This window comes from Pseudokordiimonas caeni (assembly GCF_026719705.1).
In the GTDB taxonomy this organism is placed as follows: domain Bacteria; phylum Pseudomonadota; class Alphaproteobacteria; order Sphingomonadales; family Kordiimonadaceae; genus Gimibacter; species Gimibacter caeni.
In genome coordinates this window covers 235,260-249,944 of sequence record NZ_JAPPRR010000003.1, presented here as the reverse complement: position 1 = coordinate 249,944, position 14,685 = coordinate 235,260, and the positions used below count along the sequence as shown (strand labels likewise).

15 protein-coding genes and 1 other RNA gene are annotated in these 14,685 nt (G+C 61.2%); 6 read left to right on the top strand and 10 right to left on the bottom strand.

From position 1 onward, the window contains the following. Nucleotides 1–25: 25 nt before the first annotated feature. From OU694_RS14360 to tkt, 4 genes are all read right to left on the bottom strand, one after another. Nucleotides 26–1,138, bottom strand: coding sequence for a Ca2+-dependent phosphoinositide-specific phospholipase C (locus OU694_RS14360; RefSeq protein ID WP_308911701.1), 1,113 nt, complete (start codon nucleotides 1,136–1,138; stop codon nucleotides 26–28). Between the two features lie 96 nt (nucleotides 1,139–1,234). Beyond that, nucleotides 1,235–2,398 carry a phosphoglycerate kinase gene (locus OU694_RS14355; RefSeq protein WP_308911700.1) on the bottom strand — a complete coding sequence of 388 codons (1,164 nt, stop codon included), beginning with the start codon at nucleotides 2,396–2,398 and terminating at the stop codon, nucleotides 1,235–1,237. Nucleotides 2,399–2,464: 66 nt separating this feature from the next. Continuing rightward, nucleotides 2,465–3,472: a type I glyceraldehyde-3-phosphate dehydrogenase gene (gene gap, locus OU694_RS14350; protein ID WP_308911699.1), complete on the bottom strand. Its 1,008-nt coding sequence runs from the start codon at nucleotides 3,470–3,472 to the stop codon at nucleotides 2,465–2,467. A gap of 53 nt (nucleotides 3,473–3,525) precedes the next feature. Beyond that, complete coding sequence (tkt, locus tag OU694_RS14345; protein WP_308911698.1) at nucleotides 3,526–5,529, bottom strand: transketolase; 2,004 nt, start codon at nucleotides 5,527–5,529, stop codon at nucleotides 3,526–3,528. A gap of 243 nt (nucleotides 5,530–5,772) precedes the next feature. Between tkt and OU694_RS14340 the strand changes: the two genes are divergently transcribed. From OU694_RS14340 to OU694_RS14315, 6 genes are all read left to right on the top strand, one after another. Then, on the top strand, nucleotides 5,773–6,267 hold the full coding sequence (locus tag OU694_RS14340; RefSeq protein WP_308911697.1) for a hypothetical protein: 495 nt from the start codon (nucleotides 5,773–5,775) through the stop codon (nucleotides 6,265–6,267). A gap of 1 nt (nucleotide 6,268) precedes the next feature. Then, nucleotides 6,269–6,586, top strand: coding sequence for a cell division protein ZapA (zapA, locus tag OU694_RS14335; RefSeq protein WP_289503662.1), 318 nt, complete (start codon nucleotides 6,269–6,271; stop codon nucleotides 6,584–6,586). A 10-nt stretch (nucleotides 6,587–6,596) separates the two neighbouring features. Further along, nucleotides 6,597–6,756, top strand: a non-coding RNA gene (gene ssrS, locus OU694_RS14330) — 6S RNA. A gap of 37 nt (nucleotides 6,757–6,793) precedes the next feature. Next, a complete protein-coding gene (locus OU694_RS14325) occupies nucleotides 6,794–7,375 on the top strand; it encodes a 5-formyltetrahydrofolate cyclo-ligase (RefSeq protein WP_308911696.1) in 582 nt (193 codons plus the stop codon). A gap of 20 nt (nucleotides 7,376–7,395) precedes the next feature. Further along, a complete protein-coding gene (locus OU694_RS14320; RefSeq protein WP_308911695.1) occupies nucleotides 7,396–8,211 on the top strand; it encodes a TIGR00282 family metallophosphoesterase in 816 nt (271 codons plus the stop codon). 159 nt (nucleotides 8,212–8,370) lie between these two features. After that, on the top strand, nucleotides 8,371–8,862 hold the full coding sequence (locus tag OU694_RS14315; protein ID WP_308911694.1) for a hypothetical protein: 492 nt from the start codon (nucleotides 8,371–8,373) through the stop codon (nucleotides 8,860–8,862). Between the two features lie 54 nt (nucleotides 8,863–8,916). Here the strand turns inward: OU694_RS14315 and OU694_RS14310 are convergent, their stop codons facing one another. From OU694_RS14310 to OU694_RS14285, 6 genes are all read right to left on the bottom strand, one after another. After that, entirely contained in the window at nucleotides 8,917–9,651 is a 735-nt protein-coding gene (locus OU694_RS14310; protein WP_308911693.1) for a PEPxxWA-CTERM sorting domain-containing protein, read from the bottom strand. Nucleotides 9,652–9,721: 70 nt separating this feature from the next. Beyond that, a complete protein-coding gene (locus OU694_RS14305) occupies nucleotides 9,722–10,246 on the bottom strand; it encodes a GNAT family N-acetyltransferase (protein WP_308911692.1) in 525 nt (174 codons plus the stop codon). 117 nt (nucleotides 10,247–10,363) lie between these two features. Further along, nucleotides 10,364–11,092 (bottom strand): PEPxxWA-CTERM sorting domain-containing protein, encoded by a 729-nt coding sequence (locus tag OU694_RS14300; RefSeq protein ID WP_308911691.1) that lies wholly within the window; start codon nucleotides 11,090–11,092, stop codon nucleotides 10,364–10,366. 448 nt (nucleotides 11,093–11,540) lie between these two features. Further along, nucleotides 11,541–12,356 carry a LytR/AlgR family response regulator transcription factor gene (locus tag OU694_RS14295; RefSeq protein ID WP_308911690.1) on the bottom strand — a complete coding sequence of 272 codons (816 nt, stop codon included), beginning with the start codon at nucleotides 12,354–12,356 and terminating at the stop codon, nucleotides 11,541–11,543. A 12-nt stretch (nucleotides 12,357–12,368) separates the two neighbouring features. Next, a complete protein-coding gene (locus OU694_RS14290; RefSeq protein WP_308911689.1) occupies nucleotides 12,369–13,460 on the bottom strand; it encodes a sensor histidine kinase in 1,092 nt (363 codons plus the stop codon). A gap of 129 nt (nucleotides 13,461–13,589) precedes the next feature. After that, nucleotides 13,590–14,660: an efflux RND transporter periplasmic adaptor subunit gene (locus OU694_RS14285; protein ID WP_308911688.1), complete on the bottom strand. Its 1,071-nt coding sequence runs from the start codon at nucleotides 14,658–14,660 to the stop codon at nucleotides 13,590–13,592. Between the last annotated feature and the right edge of the window lie 25 nt (nucleotides 14,661–14,685).

Here is a 14,685-nt window from a genome sequence, read left to right as displayed (position 1 = left end):
ATTGGTATCATTGGTATTAGGGGTCTCATTCCGCAGGTGAAACACACCCCTCTCCCGCCGTTACCGGATTGCAGCGCACACTGCCGCCGCCCGGCAGATGCACCTCGTATCCGGTGCCGAAGCGGGTGTCGGGTTTGTAATAGTCGGTCGTCACGATCTGGGCGCCGCTTGCGAACGCTGCATCACGGCGGCCGGTATCACCGTTCCGGGCTTCCATCGTGTCAGCGTCGGCGCGGGTGCGGACGATCATGCTGCGCTCCAAAGCCTCGGCGATGGCGTCGGCGTCCTTCACCGGGTCATTCAGCACAGTGATTGCGGCGGCGGGGTCGTCCATGGGCAGCGTCATGAACATGGCCCGGCCACGGAGGCCGATATGGTCGCCCGCCGCATAATCACGGCGGAGGTCCGCGTCGGTTTCATCAATCACGAAGATAAATTTGCCGCGAAGGGCATCCACGGTTGGCCAGCCTATCACATCCAGCACCTTGGCGATGCTCGGTGCGTTTCCGCGCAGGTCATCGGGCGTGAACAGCCGGTGCGCCCCGAGTGTATTGACAAGGGTTTCATCCAGCAGTTTCAGGGCCGCCAGATCGGGCTTGGGTGCCGCGGGGCCGCCCTCGATGGGGGATGGGCCGCTTTTCAGGTTCATCGTCACGATCACCGGCACATGGCGCGGATGGGCGGCGGACCATGTGGCAAGATCCGTGAGGCAGGCTTCAAATGTGGCACAGTGGCTGCGGAAATCCACGTCCTGAATATGCAGCGTCTTGAAGCCCGGCACATCCAGGCCAGTGGTATCGTGGGGCAGCAGGCCCGTCGCCCCTTCCGCTTGCAGCATCCGGTAGCCCAGCGGGTTGGCATAGAGGCCGCCTGCGGGGTCCCACGCCACATCGAGCTCAAGATTGCGCATGCCTGCGTCCAGCTGCTCGGCCAAGGGGGCATGCCAGTAATCAAGGGTTTCGGCGCGGGCCGGGTCCTGCATCGTCATGCGGGCGAACAGCATTGGGTCAATCTGCGCCTTGTAGCTATTGTGGGTCCCCACAAACTGGATTTCATTCAGGCGCGGACTCACCGGGGCCTCGTCTGCACAGGCGGCAAGGCCGAGGCCGAGCATTATCAGGCTATGGTGCAGTCTCATCAGCGTTCCCCTTGGCACTACCCCCCGAAAAGACATCGGGCCGGCACCCATGATGCCAGCCCGAATGTTACATGCCTGTTGCGGCGCGTGAAGCCCTTAGCCGAGGGCCGCCACACCCGGCAGCTCGCGGCCTTCCATCCATTCAAGGAAGGCGCCGCCCGCCGTGGAGATATGGGTGAACTGGTCTTTGACGCCAGCATGCGCAAGTGCGGCAACCGTATCGCCGCCGCCAGCAACCGTCAGAAGGCTGCCCTTCACTGTCAGGTCGCCTGCCGCTTTCGCAAGTGCCACGGTGGCGGCATCAAACGGGGCCATCTCGAACGCACCAAGCGGGCCGTTCCAGACGAGCGTTTTCGATGCCTTCAGCACATCGGCGAGTTCCGCAACAGTTGCGGGGCCTGCATCGAGGATCATCTCGTCGGCGGCTACATCACCCGCTGCGCACACGCGGTTGTCGGCGTGGGCCTTGAATTCCTTCGCGACCACGACATCGGTCGGCAGGTGGATCTTGCAGCCAGCCTCGGCGGCTTTCGCGAGGATCGCCTTGGCGGTGTCGGCGAGGTCCTTCTCGCAAAGGCTTTTGCCGGTGTCGATGCCCTGCGCATAGAGGAAGGTGTTGGCCATGCCGCCGCCGATGATCAGGTGATCGACCTTGGCAACGAGATTTTCAAGGACCGCGAGTTTCGAGGAAACCTTGGCACCGCCGACCACAGCCACCACCGGGCGCTTCGGCGCACCAAGGGCTGCCTCGAGCGCCCTCAGCTCGCCGCCCATCGTGGCACCGGCATAGGCGGGCAAGAGGCGGGCGATGGCTTCGGTGGAGGCATGCGCGCGGTGCGCAGCCGAGAAAGCGTCGTTCACATAAACGTCGCCGTAGGCCGCGAACTGCGCTGCAAGCTCGCCGTCGTTCTTCTCCTCGCCCGGATGGAAACGGGTGTTTTCAAGAACCACGACCTCGTCGGCGGGAAGCGTGTCACCAAGCTCGATAAAGCCGACCGAACGGCCAAGCGTTTTGGCAAGTGCGGGTATCACCTGACGAAGCGACATCTCGGGCACGACCTTGCCCTTCGGCCGGTCGAAGTGCGCAAGCAGCACCGAGCGGCCACCCTTGGCGGCAATCGCATCCACGGTGGGCTTCACGGCCTCAAGGCGCGTGAAATCGCTGACAGCACCGTCCTGCATCGGCACGTTCAGATCGACGCGGACAACGGCAACCTTGCCGGTCATGTCGGGGAGGTCATCAAGGGTCTTGAAGGTCATGGGAGGTCTCCGGTCCTTTAAAACAAAGGGCGGCACAAGGCCGCCCTCCGGTATTCTGTCTCAGCCTCAGCCGAGCTTGGCCATCGCCACTGCCGTATCCGACATGCGGTTCGAGAAGCCCCATTCGTTGTCGTACCACGAAAGGACACGCACGAACTTGCCGTCGATGACTTTCGTCTGGCTGGCGTCGAAGGTCGAGCTGTTGGCGCAGTGGTTGAAGTCGATCGAAACAGCCGGGGTGTCTTCGTAGCCGAGAACGCCCTTGAGCGCACCGTTCGAAGCTGCCTTGATGGCTGCGTTGATCTCTTCCGCCGAGGTCTCGCGGCCGGCATCGAACTTCAGGTCGATCATCGATACGTTCGGGGTCGGTACGCGAACGGCCGAACCGTCGAGCTTGCCTTTGAGCTCCGGCAGCACGAGGCCAACGGCTTTCGCGGCACCGGTCGAGGTCGGGATCATCGACAGGGCAGCCGCACGTGCGCGGCGCGGGTCACTGTGGAGCGTATCAAGCACCGGCTGGTCGCCAGTGTAGGCGTGAACGGTGGTCATGTAGCCACGCTCGATACCCACGAGGTCGTTCAGCACCTTGGCAACGGGTGCCAGGCAGTTGGTGGTGCAGGACGCGTTCGAGACGATGATGTCGTCTTTGGTCAGCAGGTGATGGTTCACACCGTAAACCACGGTGCGGTCTTCACCCGTGCCGGGCGCCGAGATCAGCACCTTCTTGGCGCCGGCATCGAGGTGCAGGCGGGCTTTTTCAGCCTTCGTGAAGATACCGGTGCATTCCATGGCGATATCAACGCCTTCCTTGCCCCACGGCAGGTCAGCCGGGTTGCGCTCGGCGGTTACGCGGATACGGTCGCCATTCACGACGATGCTGTCGCCGTCCACGCCGACTTCACCACGGAACGGGCCGTGGACGCTGTCGCGACGCAGGAGATAGGCATTCATCTCGACATCGCCGAGGTCGTTGATGGCAACAACCTTGATGTCCGTGCGGCCGCTTTCATAGATAGCGCGCAGCACGTTCCGGCCGATGCGGCCAAAGCCGTTAATGGAAACACGAACCGTCATGGGTATTCCTCCGGGTTAGATCGTGGTCTGGGGACCAGAATTGCTGTTTTTTATTAGAGCTTGTTTTTGACAGCCGCAACAAGCGCTTCGGCAGTCACGCCGAAATGATCGTAAAGCTGTTCTGCCGGGGCCGACGCACCGAAGCTGTCGATCCCGATATTCACGCCGTCAAGGCCGGTGTAACGCTGCCAGCCGAAGGTCGACGCGGCTTCGATCGATGCTTTCAGGGCATCCGCCGGCAGCACGCTTGCCTTGTAGGCAGCGTCCTGCTTGTCGAAAAGCTCGGTCGACGGCATGGAAACAAGGCGGGTGGCAATACCTTCGGCTTCGAGGATGTCGCGGGCTTTCGCCGCGATCTCGACTTCCGAACCGGTGCCGATCAGCACGACCTTCGGCTTGCCGCCGGTGGCCTCGCGGAGCACATAGCCGCCCTTGGCGCAGAGGTTTTCAGTCGTGAATTCGGCGCGCAGCTGCGGCAGGTTCTGGCGGGTCAGCGACAGGATGCTCGGCGTTTCCTTGGCTTTCAGTGCCAGTGCCCAGCATTCAGCCGTTTCGACCACATCGGCCGGGCGGAACACATTGAGGTTCGGCATGGCGCGCAGCGACGCCAGATGCTCGATCGGCTGGTGGGTCGGGCCGTCTTCACCAAGGCCGATGCTGTCGTGCGTCATCACATAGATCGCACGCTGCTTCATCAGCGCCGCCAGACGGATCGCCGGGCGGGCATAATCGGTGAACACGAGGAACGTGCCGCCATAGGGGATATGCATGTTCGAGAGCGCGATACCGTTCATGGCAGCGCACATTTCGAACTCGCGGATGCCGTAATACATGTAACGGCCAGAGAAATCGTCAGCGGTGATCGCGCCCATGCCTTTGGTGAGCGTGAGGTTCGAGCCCGTGAGGTCCGCCGAGCCGCCGATGGTTTCGGGGAGCACCGCATTGATCACTTCAAGCGCCATCTGGCTCGCCTTGCGGGTAGCGACCTTCTGGGGTTCAGCCGCAAGCTTGGCTTTATAGTCGTCAATCGCCTTGTCGAAGCCGGCCGGCAGGTCCTTGTTCAGGCGGCGCTCCAGATCGGCTTTTTTAGCAGCATCGAGGCCATCGAATTTCTTTTTCCACGAAGCGGTGAGCTTGGCACCGGCCGCACCGACCTTACGCCAGTTGGCGAGCACATCTTCAGGGATCACGAAGGGCTCATGCGGCCAGCCGAGTTCAACGCGCGCGGCGGCGATTTCGTCAGCACCGAGCGGCGAGCCGTGGGTTGCCGAGGTGCCCTGCTTGTTCGGGGCGCCGAAGCCGATCACGGTGCGGCAGGCGATCAGCGAGGGGCGCTCGTCTTCACGGGCAAGCTCGATGGCGGTCTCAATCGCTTCCTCGTCATGGCCGTCCACCGACTGCACATGCCAGCCGGCAGCTTCGAAGCGCATGTGCATGTCTTCGCTGGTCGACAGGTCGGTCTTGCCGTCGATCGAGATCGAGTTGTCATCCCAGAGGACAACCATCTTGCCGAGCTTCAGGTGACCGGCGAGCGAGATGGCTTCCTGCGAAACGCCTTCCATCAAGCAGCCGTCACCGGCGATCACATAGGTGTGGTAATCAAAGAGGTCGCCGCCAAATTCCTTGTTGGCAAGGCGTTCGGCAATCGCCATGCCGACCGAGGTGGCAAGACCTTGGCCGAGCGGGCCGGTGGTCGTTTCAACGCCCGGGCACTCGCCGAATTCGGGGTGGCCGGCGGTCGGGCTGTGCAGCTGACGGAAATTCTTGATGTCTTCCATCGTCGGGCGCTCGTAGCCCGTCAGGTGCAAGAGCGAATAGATGAGCATCGAGCCATGACCGGCCGACAGAACGAAACGGTCGCGACCCGGCCAGGTCGGCCATTTGGGGTCAAACCGCAGGAACTTCGAGAACAGCACGGTGGCCACATCAGCCATACCCATCGGCATGCCGGGGTGGCCGGAATTGGCTTTCTGCACCGCATCCATCGAAAGGGCGCGGATGGCATTGGCCATGTTCTTGTGGATCTGTTCGTCGGTCAGCTCGATCGGGGCGTTCATTTTTAAGCGGCTTCTTTCTGTGAAGAATGAGACAAGCGGGCGCCTCGGGGGTGCGCTCGTCTGCCGCCCCGGCGCCGAATGGCGGCAAAATGGCGAGGAAGCCTCTCTGAGTCAACCGAAGAAGGGCCGCGATGCGCCGATTTCTGCCACTCACGACACACTTCCACCTGCCCGATTGACCTTCGTCCAAGGAAAGCCCTATCCTCGCAGGCCTCAAGGGCGGGCAAAAGGAAAGATACAGTCATGGCCGCAAACCACCGACCGGACGAACTGGAACGCGCCCGCGCGCGACTCGAAGGGGCCTTGTCGCGCCTCGCCCAGGGTGTGGCGAGCCAACGCGAAGCCATCGCCATGGCGTCTGAAATCGTCGAGGAAAAGGACGAAATGTCCCGCCGCGTGACGCGGCTCGAGACGGAAAACCTGAAACTGCACGAACAGATCGCCTCCATGGCGCTCGCCCCGCAAGGCGGTGGCGAGGAGCTGGCCGAGGAACTGCGGCTGGTGGCGGAAGAAAAAGCGGCGATTGAAAAGAATTATGCGCTCCTGAAGCGCCAGTATGCCCAGTTGCAGGACCAATATGACGCGGCCGGCAGCCAGATGGACGACAATAGCGACCTGATGGTGGAAAACCGCACGCTGCGTTCGGCGCTCAACCGCCTGACCGAAGAACGCGACGAAATGAAAGCAAGCCTCGATGCCGCGATTGCCGAGCTTGAAAGCCTGATGGCAGAGGTGTGAGATGGCCCAGATCAATGTGAATATCAACGGCAAGCTCTATCCCCTCGCCTGCGCCGACGGCGAGGAAAGCCGCCTTCATGACCTTGCTTCCTATGTGGATAGCAAGGCCCGCGACCTGACAGTGCGCCTTGGCCATGTCAGCGAAGCGCGGCTCCTTCTCATGGTTTCGCTGATGATTGCCGATGAATTGCAGGATGCGCTCGAATCGGGCGGCACCCCCGGCATCGTCGGCACTTTCAGCGCCGATGACTTCGCTTCCGTCCTCAATGAAGTGGCCGCAGAAGTGGAAGGCATTGCAGAAAGGCTCGAGAAAGCTTAAATAAGCGGCGCGGGTACTGCGCTGTGCGCGCGATATGCAGTAATTCCCCGGGGCTATAAGTTCTTCCAGGGAGCTGTCCCTGAGCTGGATCGTGGTCCGGCACATACGGCACCCACCTGCATTGCAGGTTCCGGAGGATACAAACGTCAGACGGCAGAGGCGGTCCCGCACCCTTCTCTTTCGGCCCCACCACCCGAGGACCGGCCAATGGAAAACGCAGATAAGACGGCTCTTCGCGCCGAGGCGCGCCGCATCCGTGCCGGGCTTGCCAAGATGTATGGCTATGCCGCAGCTGAGGCGATTGTCGACCACGGCCTGAAGTTCCTGATGGCGCGCCCCAAGGGCAGTGTGATCGCCGGCTACTGGCCAAAGGGGGACGAACTCGACCCGCGCCTCCTGATGATGGCGCTGGAGCGTGCCGGGTTTGAAATCGCGCTTCCCGTGGTGCGGGGTGACGACGAGCCCCTCACCTTCCGCCGTTTCGGCGAAGGCGACCCGCTGGTTGAAGGCCCCTATGGCATCATGATGCCGGGCGGCGATGCACCGGTGGTGACACCCTCGACGCTCATCGTGCCGCTTCTCTCGTACGACGCCGACTGTTACCGACTGGGGCAAGGCGGCGGCTATTATGACCGCACACTGGCAGCGATGCCCGGGGCATCCGCATTCGGCTTTGCCTATGCCGGCCAGTTCGTGAACTATATCCCGCGAGAGGTGCATGACATGCCGCTCCATGGCATCATCACCGAAACGGGCATCTATGTGCCCCAACGCCACAACAAGACCTGACGAAAAGGAAAGGCCCGCCCATGCGACTGTTGTTTCTCGGAGACCTGATGGGACGGAGCGGCCGGGACGCGGCCGTGGCCGCACTGCCGGACCTCCGCCAGAAACTCAAGCTCGATTTCGTCGTGGTGAACGGCGAGAACGCAGCGGCAGGCTTCGGATTGACTGACAAGATCGCCAACTCGGTCATCCAATCGGGTGCCGATGTGATTTCGGGCGGCAACCATACGTTCGACCAGCGCGATATCATGAGCGCGATTGACAGCGATCCGCGCATCCTCCGCCCCATCAACTATCCCGAAGGCACACCGGGTCGCGGCTGGCATATCTATGAGGCCCCGCGCGGCAAGAAGGTGATGGTGATCAACGCCATGGCTCGCACCTTCATGAACCCGATGGACTGCCCCTTCCGCGCGATTGATAGCGTGCTGAAGAACCACCGCCTGGGTGTCACCGTGAATGCGATCCTTGTCGATTTCCACGGCGAGGCGACGTCCGAAAAAATGGCGATGGGCCATTATCTGGATGGCCGGGTGAGCCTAGTGGTTGGCACCCACAGCCATATCCCGACCGCTGATTGCCAGATTCTGGATGGTGGCACCGCCTACCAGACGGACGCGGGCATGTGCGGCGACTATAACAGCGTGATCGGCATGCAGAAGGACGAGCCAATCAGCCGGTTTCTCACCAAGATGAACAAGGAACGCTACAGCCCGGCCGAAGGCCCCGCCACCATCTGCGGCACCTTCGTTGAAACCGACGACCGCACGGGCCTTGCCAAACGCATCGAACCCGTCCGCATCGGCCCCCGCCTGATGGAACATATCCCGGCGGTGTAGAATACTGGCCCTTGCCACGGCACCTGCAAAGCAGAAGTCCAAAACCACACTGCCACCTGAAGTGGTTATTCAGGTACCGTTCATCCCGCATGCCGTTTCATGGGGTCCGCCATCTTCGGATGGCACCAAACCCACATGAATGAAGCAAGGGGACCTATCATGCGATTCATGAGCAGAATGGAGGGCAAGGGGGCTTTGCCCTCGCTGAGCGAAAAGCCGGCGGCCGAGGAGGCGGATGGCGGAGAATTTCACATTCTTCCCTGGTACGGCGATGAAGACACCGGCTACGACTTCACGGATGGCATCGACTGCGGATTTGCCGACGGTGCCACCCCGCCGACCGTCGAGACACTCCTCGCCAAACTGGCAGACCCGGCAAGCTGGGATCTGGCCGGGGTGGAGATCGAAGGCGAGCCGTGGCTGGCTTTCGAGAAAGCCCTGGAAAGCGGGGAGCTTGCAGGCTCCTACGATGCCATTGGCGACGGTGCGTGGCAGGCAATCCATGACTGGGCCTTGGGCGCCGGCATCGATCTTCCCATGGACGACCGCCCGGCGGTATCTGACCCGGTCGACCTTACCGGCAACGGTGGCGGTTTCGTCGGCATCGAGCCCTGGCTGATGGGGCCCGACGCCCCACACGTGGGCTGGTAACCCCACCCTGCACTCAGGCCGTCTCGCTTCCTGCGCGGGACGGCCATCATCCCCTCACGCCGGTGTACGCCGGGCATTGAGCCCGCGGCCACGCGCCGCCCTGCCCGCAAGGCCGAAGCCCATCAGCATCATCAGCCAGGTGGCCGGCTCCGGCACCGGGCCCGCGGATTTGACCATGCTGATGGCATAGAGATCGACCTCGCCAAGGTCAGTCCAGATCATGCTGCCTTCCACCGAATTCTGCGCAAGGATCGGCCACTGGTCGAAAAGGATCATGTCATTGCCGGATATGAGCGTCTCATCAAGGCTGAAGGCATTGACCTGCGCGAAGGTAATGTTGAGACCGCCGAGCGATACATCCGTCTCACCCTGTGCGCGCATGAAATCATAGATATTGGTGGTGCCGTCGCTGATGCCATCGAAAATCCCGATGAGATTGCCGATGGTATCAGTGACGGGGCCGTATTCCCAACTCCGGTTGCCCAGTTCCCACTTGAAATAGCCATAGGAATAGCGCGCCTGCTGGGCCACATAGTCCGTGTCATCGTGCTGGCCCTTGAAGAAAGCAGCAGACCGCACGAGACTGTCGTCGGTCCATAAACGGGCGGTGAAGGTTGCAGGGTCGGCAAGGCTATAGCCAAAAGCGGTGGCAAGCGCCGCGTTCCCCTGAAAGTCGGCCGTGCCGGTGAAGGTGTAGACCACAGATGAGGCCATGGCCGCACCCGAGGCCGCCGCGCCGATCGCCCCCGCCACACCCATCCGGCGCACCTGTCTTGAAAACCAGCCCATGATCGCACCTCCCGCTATCTTGCAGATGCTTTCCTCTACCAGCTTTCGGGAGACGGTTCCTTGACCCGGATCAGCCTTTTGTCATTTCCACCAGCGGCACGCCGACAGTGCCGACCATCACGGTTTCCTCGCGCACGGGTGTGTAGCCGCAGGCTTCATATAGGGGCACGCCCGCCATCGTCGCCATCAGGGTGTAGCGCGTGAAGCCCTCCGAGCGGGCAGCAGCTTCGCAAAGCTCGATCACCTGCCGGCCAATGCCGCGCCGGGCGTGGGCGGGGTCGGTGTACATGGCGCGGATGCGGGCGCGGTCCCTGGCGGGGTCCAACAGTGCCGCATCACGGCCTGCGGTGTGATTGCCGCCATAGAGCGTCGCCCGGCGCGACCAGCCCCCGCAGCCGACGATCACGTCGCCGTCCAGCACCACCACATAGGTGCCATCCTCGATCAGCTGGGTATCAAGCCCCATCAGCGCGCGCGAGGCCGTCACCTGCTCTGCGCTCAGGAAGCCCGGCAAAAGCCCGCTGATCGATGCTTCCATGATTTCGGTGAGGCGCGGGATATCGGCGGGGGTGGCAAGACGATGGGTGAAGGGCATGGCGAACAGTGGCTCTTGTTTTCGGTGGCCGGAGCATGCCCCGATCCGCCACGCGCCGGAAGCAAAAACAAAGGCCCCGTCGTCCCGGCAGGGCTTTCGTGATGGGCCGAGCGCGCCTCAGGCCGCCAGCCATCTCCGGCGCCGGGCAGCAACGCCTGCGAGGCCAAAGCCCATGATCATCATGAGCCATGTGGCGGGTTCGGGGATGCCGCTGACCGAACCATCGACCCTGGTCATTACAACATTGTACAAACCTATGTAACCCGGCTGCAGGTCTATACCAATTGCTCCTCCAGCACGAAGCCCCGGCGCAACCAGTGTTGTCTCAATGTCATTCCAGTTGTCCAGCTGCGCAATATCCGAGCCTGAAAATATATGCTCATTGTCGTTCTGAGCATAAAGAGCGCTTCCAGTAATGGTTATACCCGGTAAGGCAACCTCTTCATATCCCTCCACATTTAACCCATCTAAAGTGCCATAAATACGGTCTTCAATCCCGTCTATGACGACGATCTGGTTTTGATCGTACGTATTTCCACCGTAAAATTCCCAAGACTTATTCCCCAAAGTCCACTGGAAAATCGAATATTCGTAGAACGACAATTCATCATGAAGATATTCAGAATCAATAAGGAAAGAACTGGTTGGATGTGGATCGTCGATAGTCAGTTTCGCATGGAAACTATAGGTTCCCATTGAAGAAAAGCCAAAATAAGCGGCCTTGTCCGCCGAAATCAACGCATCTCCCGTGAATTCGTAGACAGCTGCATTAGCACCGGTCGAAAGCGCTCCAATCAAAACTACAGCAGCGAACGCTGCTCGGACGCCGGAAAGAAGACGGATCATGAACAACCCCCATTTGATAATCCCTAGAGGGATTGGCCAGTCGCCTGCCTGTTCAAAGCCCTCAAAAACCCTTCCGAATATTATGGAAAGGCAATGACGCGATCCGCATCGGGGAGGCCCGGTCGCCGTCGGCCCGCCTGATTTATCCCCCAAGAATACAATCTTGCGTTTAGCCGAAAGCCGACATCGCGTCCAATTAAAATTTAATGAAAAGTTAATGATCCTGAGTAGCTATTGGCTACAAAGCTCGCAGCCACTCTATCGCCACCCCGGACCTGATCCGGGGTCCATGCTGACCGTAAGACCCGCTGGATGCCGGGTCAGACCCGGCATGACGGCGGCCACACATGCACCGTTCGGTCTGAGGAGAGGCAAAGCCTCGTCTCGAAGACCGGGAAGGTGGCACGCCCTTCGAGACGCCCTTCGGGCTCCTCAGGGCGAACGGGGGTTAAAGAAACCGTCCCAGCACGTCCTTGTAGCTGCGGCTGACCTTCAGTTCCTTGCCACTCAGCAGCGTCAGGAAGCATTCGCCGTTCGAGTGCGGGCGGACTTCCTTCACGCGTTCAAGGTTCACGATGGTGGAACGGTGGATGCGCTGGAAGATTTTGGGGTCCAGCCGGCGTTCCATCTGTTTCATCTTCTCGCGCAGGATATGGGTCTTTTCGCCCACATGGATGCACATATAGTCGCCGGCGGCGTCGATATAATCGACCTCGGAAACCGGCACGATGGTGATATGGCCGCGGTCCTTGATCCGAAGGTGCGGATCGAAGCGGTCGTCGCGGGTTTCAACCGGCGCCTCGAGGATGGCGGTCAGCGCCTCCTTCGGCGGGTTGTCCATATTATCCAGAAGCTCCATCAGCTTCGCGGTCTGCTCCACCGCTAGCCGCTGGGCCAGCGCCTCGCGCACACGGACGATGGCTTCGGCGAGGCGTTCTTCCTCCACCGGTTTCATCAGGTAATCCAGCGCATGGGCCTTGAAGGCTTCGAGCGCATACTGGTCGAACGCGGTGACGAAGATGACGATGGGCATTTCGGTTTCGCCGATCAGCGACCGCATCACCGCAAAGCCATCAAAGCCCGGCATCTGGATATCGAGGAACACGAGATCGGGCTTCAGTTCCTTGATCTGCTTCACGGCATCGCGCCCGTTGGCGGCGGAACCCACGATCTCGATATCCTCGTAAGGCTCCAGCCTGATTTTCAGGCCGCGCACGGCAAGCGGTTCGTCGTCAACAAGCAGGGTGCGGATTTTCGCGCTCATGGATGGTCTCTCCTAGTAACTGCGCGCCATGGCCGGTGCTTCGCGCTCCGACGGGATATCGATGGTGATCGACAACCCTTGAGGAAGCAGGTTGGTGATCCGGAAGACATGGTCACCGGGATAAATCTGCGCCAGCCGCTCGCGCGTGTTGGCGATGCCGACACCCGATCCCGACTGGCTTTTGATATGTTCGATATCCTGAATGCCGGGGCCGGTATCCGAAAGCTCGATCACCAGCCGGCGGCCATCCACCATCGTGCGGGCTTTCACCGCAATGGTGCCGCCATCCATCGATGGCGCGATGCCATATTTGATGGCGTTTTCAATGAGCGGCTGCAGGATCAGGCTCGGGATCAGCATCGGCTTGGCGCGCTCGTCGATATCATACTCGATTTTCAGCCGGTCCTCGAAACGCACCTTCTCAATATCGAGATACAGGCCAAGGGCATAAAGCTCCTGCTCCAGCGTCACTTTCTGGGTCGGCTGGTTGACAAGCGTGTACCTGAGGAAAGCAGAAAGCTTCGTCACCATCTTGTTGGCGTCGTCGCGGGCGTTCTCCAGCACCATCGTGGAGATGGCATTCAGCGTATTGAACAGGAAATGCGGATTGAGCTGGTAGCGCAGCATCTTGAGCTGCGCCTGATGCGCCATCGCGGTCGCCTTCAGCGCCTGTTCCTGCTGTTCCTGAAAGCCGGTGTAATAGTGATAGCCGAAATAGATGGCCGTCCATGCGAACAGGGCGGTTGCCTCAAACATGGCGTTGCCAAAGCGGGCAAGACCCACGGGCGGCTCAAACCCATCCATCAGCATCGGCACAATTGCCGTTTCGATAGACGAGAAAAGCAGCCCCAACACGCTGCACAGGACAATGGAGGTAACCAGCACCACAGGCAGCGAAAGGCCGCGCACCAGATGGTAAACCCGGCGCATGCCGCTCGTCATCAATAGGCCGATGGCAATGGCGACGATGATCAGCTTGTAATAGTCGGCCATCGGCTGGCCCACGGTCATGCCGTGGAACATCCGGACCATCCCGTAGCCAAGCCAGCCGACCGACTGGAAGATCCAGAAAGTCCGGCCACGGTCGATAAAGAGTTTATTCATGGACACGGCTGCCCCGTTTGCATTCCCCCTGCCGCCGCCCTCACGGGCGGACGCATCGGCATTATGGGGGGATGGGGCAGCCGCGCCAATCATTTTCGCTGGTCGCGTCAAGGCTTACTCGCCACTCCGTCAGTAAAGCTCGGCCAGATCGGCTTTGACCTGCACGTCCTGCCCCGGGCGCAGGCGTTCGCCGCCCCGCACCACGATACGGTCGCCAGCCGTTACGTCATCGCCTTTCAGGGCGATGCGGGCACCATCGGCCGCACCGGTTTCCACAAGGATCTGCTCGGCCTTGTTCTCGCCGTTGATGCGATAGATGTAAGTCGCGTCCGACCGCAGCACGAGTGCATCGCGCGGCACGGCGACGACCCGTTCCGGCGTGCTTGATGGCAGGGCGATCTGCACCGGGCTGCCGACCACGAAGCCTGCATCCGCTGGCACCACAGCCCGCACTTCCATCGTGCGGCTTGCGGTATTGCCCACGGGTACGATGGCACGCAGGCTGGTGGCCACCAGTTGTTCACCGTTCCTCAGCGTCACGGCAAGACCATCCTCCAGCACGTGCGACAGGCTGACGGGTGCCTGTGCCGTCACTTCCAGATGTTCGGTATCGACAAGGCGGACAATCTCGCGCCCCGGCGTTGCATATTCACCGATCTGGGCGAGGCGGGTCACTACCCGACCGGGGAACGGGGCGCGCACGCGGGTGCGGTCAAGGTCCACCTTCGTCTGGTCGCGCACGATGCGCGCTTCGGCCAGTTCCTGCTCAACCATTGCAAGGTTGCTGGTTGCTTCCTCCACGCGGCTTGTCGGCGTGTGGTTGGTGGTCGCCAGTTCCTGCAGGCGGGCGAGATCGAGCTTCAGGTAACCAAGCCGTGCTTCCAGCCGCTTCACCTGTGCCTCGTTACGGCCAAGGGTGAGGCTGAGGTTACGGTCATCAATGCGGGCAACCTCATCACCCCTTTTCACGAGCGTGCCTTCAGGTGCCACCCAGGTGACCCTGCCGCTGATTTCGGCCGCGATCCGGCTGTCCCCAAGGCTGACGACCGTGCCCGGTACCGTGATCACCGGGGCCATTCGCTCTTCGGTCGCCGGTGCCACCTCGACAAGCGCGGGCGGCGGGCCGTTCTGCGCCATTGCGGCGGTCGGCACCAGGGCATGCATCAGTCCCACGATCAGGGGAATCCGGAAGGTACGCATTTGTTTGTTCCTCGCTGTAGTCATT

Bases quoted from the DNA above. Each gene is read 5' to 3' on its own strand.
- tkt (WP_308911698.1), bottom strand. From the start codon at position 5,529: ATGAACGCCCCGATCGAGCTGACCGACGAACAGATCCACAAGAACATG.
- OU694_RS14310 (WP_308911693.1), bottom strand. From the start codon at position 9,651: ATGGGCTGGTTTTCAAGACAGGTGCGCCGGATGGGTGTGGCGGGGGCG.
- OU694_RS14290 (WP_308911689.1), bottom strand. From the start codon at position 13,460: ATGAATAAACTCTTTATCGACCGTGGCCGGACTTTCTGGATCTTCCAG.
- gap (WP_308911699.1), bottom strand. From the start codon at position 3,472: ATGACGGTTCGTGTTTCCATTAACGGCTTTGGCCGCATCGGCCGGAAC.
- OU694_RS14320 (WP_308911695.1), top strand. From the start codon at position 7,396: ATGCGACTGTTGTTTCTCGGAGACCTGATGGGACGGAGCGGCCGGGAC.
- OU694_RS14360 (WP_308911701.1), bottom strand. From the start codon at position 1,138: ATGAGACTGCACCATAGCCTGATAATGCTCGGCCTCGGCCTTGCCGCC.
- OU694_RS14285 (WP_308911688.1), bottom strand. From the start codon at position 14,660: ATGCGTACCTTCCGGATTCCCCTGATCGTGGGACTGATGCATGCCCTG.
- OU694_RS14300 (WP_308911691.1), bottom strand. From the start codon at position 11,092: ATGATCCGTCTTCTTTCCGGCGTCCGAGCAGCGTTCGCTGCTGTAGTT.
- OU694_RS14355 (WP_308911700.1), bottom strand. From the start codon at position 2,398: ATGACCTTCAAGACCCTTGATGACCTCCCCGACATGACCGGCAAGGTT.
- zapA (WP_289503662.1), top strand. From the start codon at position 6,269: ATGGCCCAGATCAATGTGAATATCAACGGCAAGCTCTATCCCCTCGCC.
- OU694_RS14315 (WP_308911694.1), top strand. From the start codon at position 8,371: ATGCGATTCATGAGCAGAATGGAGGGCAAGGGGGCTTTGCCCTCGCTG.
- OU694_RS14340 (WP_308911697.1), top strand. From the start codon at position 5,773: ATGGCCGCAAACCACCGACCGGACGAACTGGAACGCGCCCGCGCGCGA.
- OU694_RS14325 (WP_308911696.1), top strand. From the start codon at position 6,794: ATGGAAAACGCAGATAAGACGGCTCTTCGCGCCGAGGCGCGCCGCATC.
- OU694_RS14295 (WP_308911690.1), bottom strand. From the start codon at position 12,356: ATGAGCGCGAAAATCCGCACCCTGCTTGTTGACGACGAACCGCTTGCC.
- OU694_RS14305 (WP_308911692.1), bottom strand. From the start codon at position 10,246: ATGCCCTTCACCCATCGTCTTGCCACCCCCGCCGATATCCCGCGCCTC.